This window comes from Terriglobales bacterium (assembly GCA_035561515.1).
Classification (GTDB): domain Bacteria; phylum Acidobacteriota; class Terriglobia; order Terriglobales; family Acidobacteriaceae; genus DATMXP01.
Map to the genome: position 1 here is coordinate 1 of DATMXP010000034.1, position 6,969 is coordinate 6,969.

At 59.3% G+C, this 6,969-nt stretch carries 7 protein-coding genes; 6 read left to right on the forward strand and 1 reads right to left on the reverse strand.

Annotated features, from left to right (window positions below; all coding sequences use genetic code 11):
* Positions 1–521: 521 nt before the first annotated feature.
* On the reverse strand, positions 522–749 hold the full coding sequence (locus VN577_15310) for a hypothetical protein (protein HWR16195.1): 228 nt from the start codon (positions 747–749) through the stop codon (positions 522–524).
* A 116-nt stretch (positions 750–865) separates the two neighbouring features.
* Here VN577_15310 and VN577_15315 point away from each other — a divergent pair, with 116 nt between their 5' ends.
* From VN577_15315 to VN577_15340, 6 genes are all read left to right on the forward strand, one after another.
* A complete protein-coding gene (locus VN577_15315) occupies positions 866–1,150 on the forward strand; it encodes a helix-turn-helix domain-containing protein (protein HWR16196.1) in 285 nt (94 codons plus the stop codon).
* A gap of 80 nt (positions 1,151–1,230) precedes the next feature.
* The gene (locus VN577_15320) at positions 1,231–1,413 is read left to right on the forward strand and encodes a plasmid partition protein ParG (GenBank protein ID HWR16197.1); all 183 of its coding nucleotides are present in this window, start codon (positions 1,231–1,233) and stop codon (positions 1,411–1,413) included.
* A complete protein-coding gene (locus VN577_15325; GenBank protein ID HWR16198.1) occupies positions 1,410–2,066 on the forward strand; it encodes a recombinase family protein in 657 nt (218 codons plus the stop codon). Before VN577_15320 ends, VN577_15325 begins: the two co-directional genes overlap by 4 nt.
* Positions 2,067–2,418: 352 nt before the next feature.
* Positions 2,419–3,627, forward strand: coding sequence for a carbohydrate porin (locus VN577_15330; protein ID HWR16199.1), 1,209 nt, complete (start codon positions 2,419–2,421; stop codon positions 3,625–3,627).
* Between the two features lie 166 nt (positions 3,628–3,793).
* Positions 3,794–5,119 (forward strand): nitrate/sulfonate/bicarbonate ABC transporter ATP-binding protein, encoded by a 1,326-nt coding sequence (locus VN577_15335; GenBank protein ID HWR16200.1) that lies wholly within the window; start codon positions 3,794–3,796, stop codon positions 5,117–5,119.
* Positions 5,116–6,855, forward strand: coding sequence for an ABC transporter permease subunit (locus tag VN577_15340; protein ID HWR16201.1), 1,740 nt, complete (start codon positions 5,116–5,118; stop codon positions 6,853–6,855). Before VN577_15335 ends, VN577_15340 begins: the two co-directional genes overlap by 4 nt.
* Positions 6,856–6,969: the final 114 nt, after the last annotated feature.

The window sequence follows — 6,969 nt, forward strand, 5'->3', positions numbered from 1 at the left end:
TGCGTAACGTTGGACGGCCCGTGTCGCGGCGTTAAGCCGCGGCGGGCGTAAGAAGAGGATCCATTCTGTGATTTCTCTATAGAAAAGAACGTCGATCACTCCTCTGTGACCGTCTCCTCTCTTTATGAACTTGGCGCGGCCAACCTGAAGAGTGATCACAACGAGCGAAATGTTGCTACTTCATCCCCCTGGCCGGTCAATAGTCACGGTTTCTACTGCGCGCTCCTATACTATGCCGGGTGATGCGGGTCACATTCGTTGCGCAAAGTGCTGGTGCTCAATCGGAAACCATATGTATCCCGCCTCTTCACCCTGCAAAAACGCTGGCTGAGCGACAAGTGGCCCAGGCTCGCCGTGTGGGTTAACTGCTTAGCAACGTCTCCGGCCCTCGCGTACGCGCGCGAGGGCTTTTGCTTGCGGAAGGACGACGAGACCTAGTTGAACGCCGTGCGAGCCGGTTCGTGAACTCGTTCGGCCGGACCGTCCCGTTCTTCGCGACCGTAACGGCCAGCCCTCCCGGCTCATGCCGATGCCGCACGTTGTTCGATCGACATGTTGAGGATGTTGTACTGACCGTCCTCCCACGACTTCAGGTGCGGAGCTTCCGCCTCGATGATGGCACCGAGGTTCTTGCTGTTGAACATCATGATGTCCGTGGTGCGCGTTTCAGGATCGAACGGCACGAACGGGCTGACCAGGATGCGGAACGGCAGGCCGAGGTACGACGGCAGGATCGGGGCCGACGTCATGTGGTTGTAGTTGCCGGCGTTGCCTGGCTTTGGTGCGGACCGGCCATCGATGCATAGTCGGAGGAGTGAGCAGCACAAATGCGTTGACGCTGCTTCGAAGGAGAGTAGAATCACCTATGAGTATGATACTCATCAATCCATCCGCCCCGGACCGCATCTTCTACACGCACCTGTTCGCCCGCTTCGTCCGTGAGCGCCGCCGCGAACTACGCCTGACCGTGAGCCGGGCCGCCGAGCTGACCGGCATGACCGTATCGCAGTGGCTGGCGCTCGAAGCCGGCTGGGTGCCGCAGGACACCGACGAGATCCGCACGATCTCCGAGACGCTAGAGGTGCGAACGTCCGACCTCGGCCTGATGTCGATCATGTCGGCCTGCGCGCAGGAAGGATCGGTTCAGTAGTTAGGCGCGCCGCCGGCCCTGCCCAGGCCGGCAAGCGCATGTCTCAGTCGTCCTTCGATCCCCAACGAAAGGAGGCAACCATGGCAAAGGAGAAACGCTTGAACGTGAATTTAGACGAGAACCTCCACTCCGCGTTTAAGGTCGCGGCCGTCGCGCAGGGCAAGGACATGAGCACCGTCATCATCGAACTCGTGCAGCAGTACGTTGAGAAGCACTACCCGAAGGGCCTGCCGGCGGCAGTCAAGAAAGGACGGCTCGGATGAGCAAGCGGGCCGCCCTTTACATGAGGGTTTCGACGATCGATCAACACCCCGAAACTCAACTGCACGACCTGCGCGGCCTCGCCGCGCAGCGTGGCTTCGAGGTCGTCAACGAGTACACCGACAAGATCAGCGGGGCGAAGGCGAAACGGCCCGGCCTCGATCAACTCCTGTCGGACGCCCGCCGCGGCAAGTTCGATGTCGTGATGGTCTGGGCGTTCGACCGAATGGCGCGTTCGGTCCGCCACTTCCTCGAGGTCCTCGACGAACTGAACCATCTGCAGATCGAGTTTGTCAGCTTCCGCGAGAACATCGACACCGGCGGACCGCTCGGCCGGGCGCTCGTCGTTATCATCGGCGCCATCGCCGAACTAGAGCGCAACCTGATCATCGAGCGGGTGCGCGCCGGCATGCGGCGCGCCAAACTCGAGGGACGACGGATCGGCCGTGAACCCCTGAACGTCGATCGCCAAGCTCTGCTTCGTGACCGCGCTCGCGGCATGAGCCTCACCGAACTGGCGAAGGCCTACCGGATCTCCCGCACCAGCGTGTGCCGGGTCCTTCGGGAAGAGCGTGCGGCGGAGCTAGTGCCCAAAGGGGTCGTTCCGGCGCCCTTGCAAGTGCATGAAAACAGGCGGGGAGAAATCCCCGCCTGAGGTAGTGCCCAAGACTCCGGGTTGAGAAACACCGGTCAGGCCCTGTTGGGCGAAGCACGAATCGGAAGACCGTAGTGTTGACACAACTGGATTGCCGGCTTAAGGTCGAACTTGAGAGGTTCCTCGAACGCTGTTTATGGACACGTATTCGAACAACAACGACGACCCTGGACCTGAGCGCTCGATCGGCAGGTCAGCAAGAACGTAGAACGGACTCGTCCTTCTCTACCGCCTCGCTCGACCTTCCCTGAGGCGGTGTTTCCCATCGCAATCGAACGTTCATCTCCATACCTCCGTTATCCGCGGCATGCGCACGCATGCGCTGCTGCGAATCTCTTTTGAGGCATGGGATGTGAGAACGTATCTCAACTGCTTTATCGTGCTCCTTTTCGCGGCGGTAACCACCCAGCCCGTGCAGGCACAGACCAACAACGGTGTGCCCGAAGTGCTAACCATGGCTCCGCATAGCGAGACGTCGCGGTTCTGGGCTGCGGGCCAGATCAACATCATCTTCCAGACGCACCCCGGGTTCTCTGCAAAGTACAGTGGGCCGAACAGCCTTCGCCCCGATTACGAGAAGGCGACATCGCGGGTGCTGACGCTGTACACGGGAGTACAGCTTGGTGCGAAGACGGATCTGCTTGTCGATTTCGAGAGCGCAGGCGGACGAGGCCTCAGTGACGCCCTCGGTCTCGCCGGATTCACGAATCTGGATGTTGTTCGCAACCCCGAACTGGGCAGCACGCCGTACCTGGCGAGACTGCTGATTCACCACAGTTTCCGGTTAAGTAATGAGTATGTGGAAACCGAGCGCGGACCGCTGTCGCTCGCCAGGCGCCAGCCCGCCAGGCGTATCGAGGTCTGGGCTGGAAAGCTGAGCACCGTCGATTTCTTCGACACGAACTCCGTTCCCAGCGACAGCCATCTTCAGTTCACCAACTGGACCGTCGATAACAACGGCGCGTATGACTACGCAGCTGATACCCGTGGCTACACCTACGGCGTTGTAATGGCATATCAGGACAACATCTTCGCCGTACGGTTCGGTGAGTTGTTGATGCCGCAAGTGGCGAATGGCATCGACATCGAGTTCAATTTGCGGCGAGCGCACTCGGAGGATGTCGAGGTTGAGGTGCGTGGCAATACTTTTGGCAAGCGGAAGGGCGTCGTCCGTGTGCTTGGATACGGCAACCACGCCAACATGGGCGTTTACCGCGAGGCCGTTGCGGACTTCCTCACCGGTAAACAGCCAGTTCCTGACATCACCGCCCATCCACATTGGACTCGCCTGAAGTACGGGATCGGCTTGAACGTCGAACAAGAGATCACGCCGAACACCACTGCCTTCGGACGCTTAGGCTGGAATAATGGAAAGACGGAGTCGTTTGCGTACACCGAAGTGGACCGCACCGTCGAAGTTGGCGCGAGGCAAGAGGGACCCGATGGAACAGACCTCATGATCGCGCGGGTATTGCGTCGGTGTCGAACGGACTGTCGCCGGATCACCGTCGATACCTGGCACTCGGAGGACGTGGCTTCTTGCTCGGCGATGGCGCTTTGAACTACGGGCGCGGACCATCACCGAGAGCTTTTATCGCCTTCACGTATGGAAAGGCGTCTACGTCGGTCCGCAACTTCAGTACATTGTGAATCCTGGTTACAACTGCGACCGCGGCCCAGTGATTGTGCCCGGATTCCGCCTACACGCTGAATTCTAAGGGGGCGAGATGGAACCGATCATTCAGGCAAAGAAGGTCGAGAAGTATTTCGAGCAGCCGGGCGGGAATCGCATCCGGGTGATCGCTCCTACGGACTTGTCACTCTACGAGGGATCGTTCGTCGCCGTGCTCGGGCCGTCAGGCTCCGGCAAGTCAACGTTGCTCCGGATGCTCTCCGGGTTGGCGAAGCCGTCCGCAGGAGAAGTCCTGTGTCATGGCCAACCTCTGCAAGCGCAGAGCCTCAAAGTCGGCATCGTCTTTCAGAGCTTTGCGTTGTTCCCGTGGCTCACTGTTCTTGAAAACGTCGAAGCCCCACTTGTAGCTCGCGGGGTTCCGGCCGTCGAGCGTCACAAGCGTGCGCTGCGGATTCTCGATACTGTCGGTCTCGACGGCTTCGAAACTGCCTATCCGAAGGAACTATCCGGAGGCATGAAACAGCGAGTCGGATTCGCTCGCGCGATGGTGATCGAGCCCGAAGTTCTGTTCATGGATGAACCATTCTCGGCACTCGACGTGCTCACCGCCGAGAACCTGCGCGGCGAACTACTCGAACTCTGGCTCGCGAAGAAAATGCCGATCCGCACGGTTTTCATGGTGACGCACGGCATTGAGGAAGCGGTGTTCCTCGCGGATCGAGTCATCGTGCTTGGCCGAAACCCGGCGAAGATCCGCGCGGACATCCAAGTGGACCTGCCGCAGCCACGCGATCGCAAGTCTGAGAGGTTCGTGCAGTACGTCGACTACCTCTACACGTTGATGACTCAGCCGGAAGCGGAGGCTCCGGCTTGGCCACAGGTCCCGGTGGATCGTCGTCAGACACCGCGTCCTGCGAAATACGTGATGCTGCCTCACGCGCGTCGTGGTGGGATCGCAGGTCTCTTGGAATTGCTTGCCGACAGGGGCGGACGTGAGGACCTGTACCAGCTCGCGGCCAAACTCCAACTTGACGCCGACGATCTTCTGCCGATTACGGAAGCGGCTGCGATGCTCGGTTTCGCCGTCATGAAAGAAGGCGACGCAGAGCTCACTTCAAACGGACGAGCGTTTTCCGAAGCAGACATTTTGACGCGCAAGGTGTTATTCCGTCAGGCGCTGCTTCAGATTCCCATCTTCCAGCAGATTGACCACACGCTCCGGGCCAAGGCGGATCACAGTATTGATCTCGACTTCTTTCGCGATCTTCTCGACGAGCACTTCTCCGAGAAGGAGGTCCAGCGGCAGCTCGACACGGTGCTGTCATGGGGCAGATATGCCGAAATCTTCGACTACGACTCTGAAAGCGAGAAGCTGAGGTTGCCGGAGCCAGAGCCGCAGACGGAGGAGGTGGGCGAATGACGAAACAGCACAATCAGGTATCGGGATGGGGACTCGTGCCCCATGCCGGCTGGTCATTCCTAGTGGACGTTCCGATCTTCGCTGCCGGCCTTGCGATGTTCTACGGGATTGTCCTGCTCGCGAAGTACTGGGCCGGGCCGTTCTCGCCAGCAGCAGAGATCTCAACGAACGTTGGCGCGTTGCCTTTGTACGCCGTGTACTCACTGCTTCGTGTGGCGATTGCCTATTTTCTCAGCCTCTTGTTTACGCTCGTATATGGCTACGTCGCTGCGTACAACGCCAAAGCGGAACGAGTAATGATTCCGTTGCTCGACATTCTGCAATCGATTCCTGTCCTCAGCTTCCTACCGGGCGTGATGCTAGCAATGATGTCGCTGTTCCCTCGGCATCAAATAGGCGTGGAACTCGGCTCGATCCTCCTGATCTTCACGGGTCAAGTCTGGAATATGGCTTTCAGTTTCTATTCATCCCTCAAGAGCATTCCGCGAGAGATGAAGGAGGCGGCCGCTCTGTACCGATTCACTGGGTGGCAGCGCTTTGCGCAACTGGAACTGCCATACGCGAGTATCGGTCTGATCTGGAATTCGATGATGTCGGTTGCGGGAGGCTGGTTCTTTCTGATGGCCTGCGAAATGTTCGTCCTTGGATCGCGCGACTTCCGCCTGCCGGGTCTCGGCTCATACCTGCAAACAGCCTCAAGCGCCGGTGACACTCGGGCGATTCTCTGGGGTATGTTCACCATGATCGCAGTTATCGTGCTCCTCGATCAACTCGTGTGGCGCCCGGTGATCGCGTGGTCACAGAAATTCAAGTTTGAGCAGGTGGAGGCGGTTGAAGCGCCCAAGTCGCCGATCCTCGAGTTGCTGCAACGCTCCCGTGCCATGCACGCATTTCAGGTGCGAGTCAGCCGTCCACTTAGCGAGAAACTCGCACTTCACTTCGCGCGTCGGAGTTCCGGCAAAGAGCGACGCACCACAACCAAGACAGGCCGTAAGTGGATTCTTCGAACTTGTGCCGCGTTGTTTGTGGTCGCCATCTTGTACGCGGCAACAGACGCGGTTCGCCTCCTCTTGGATCTTCAGCGAGAAGATCTGCATGCAATCGCTCTTGGACTTGGCGCGACTTTTCTTCGTGTTCTGTGCGCGCTCGTAATCGCGTGCGCCTGGACAATCCCAGTAGGGGTCTGGATCGGATTCAATCCGAAGCTTGCCCGAATTGCACAGCCGCTCGCGCAAGTTGCCGCCTCGGTACCGGCGACTGCGCTCTTCCCCGTTGTGCTCCTCGTGCTGATTCGTTTAGGGCACGGCTTGGGGATCGGCTCGATTGCGCTGATGCTTTTGGGCACGCAGTGGTACGTGCTGTTCAACGTCATAGCCGGCGCGATGGCCATCCCAACAGACCTCAAGGAAGCTAGCACCGTGTTTCGCCTCAACGGAGTGGAGAGATGGCGACGCCTAATCCTTCCCGGCATCTTCCCGTACTTGGTGACTGGCTTGGTGACCGCCGGGGGCGGAGCGTGGAACGCGAGCATCGTCGCCGAGTACTTCCACTTCAAGGGTCAGATCTTTTCGACCGTCGGCCTCGGAGCGACGATCACACAAGCCACCGACGCCGGCAACTTCCGTCTGTTGCTTGCGGCCACTATCGTCATGGCCGCGGTCGTGGTCACGATCAACCGAACCGTCTGGAGACCGATGTATCGGATGGCTGAGTCTCGCTTCAAGCTGGAAGCCTGACCGGTGTTTCTCAACCCGGAGTCTTGGGCACTACCTCAGGCGGGGATTTCTCCCCGCCTGTTTTCATGCACTTGCAAGGGCGCCGGAACGACCCCTTTGGGCACTAGCTCCGCC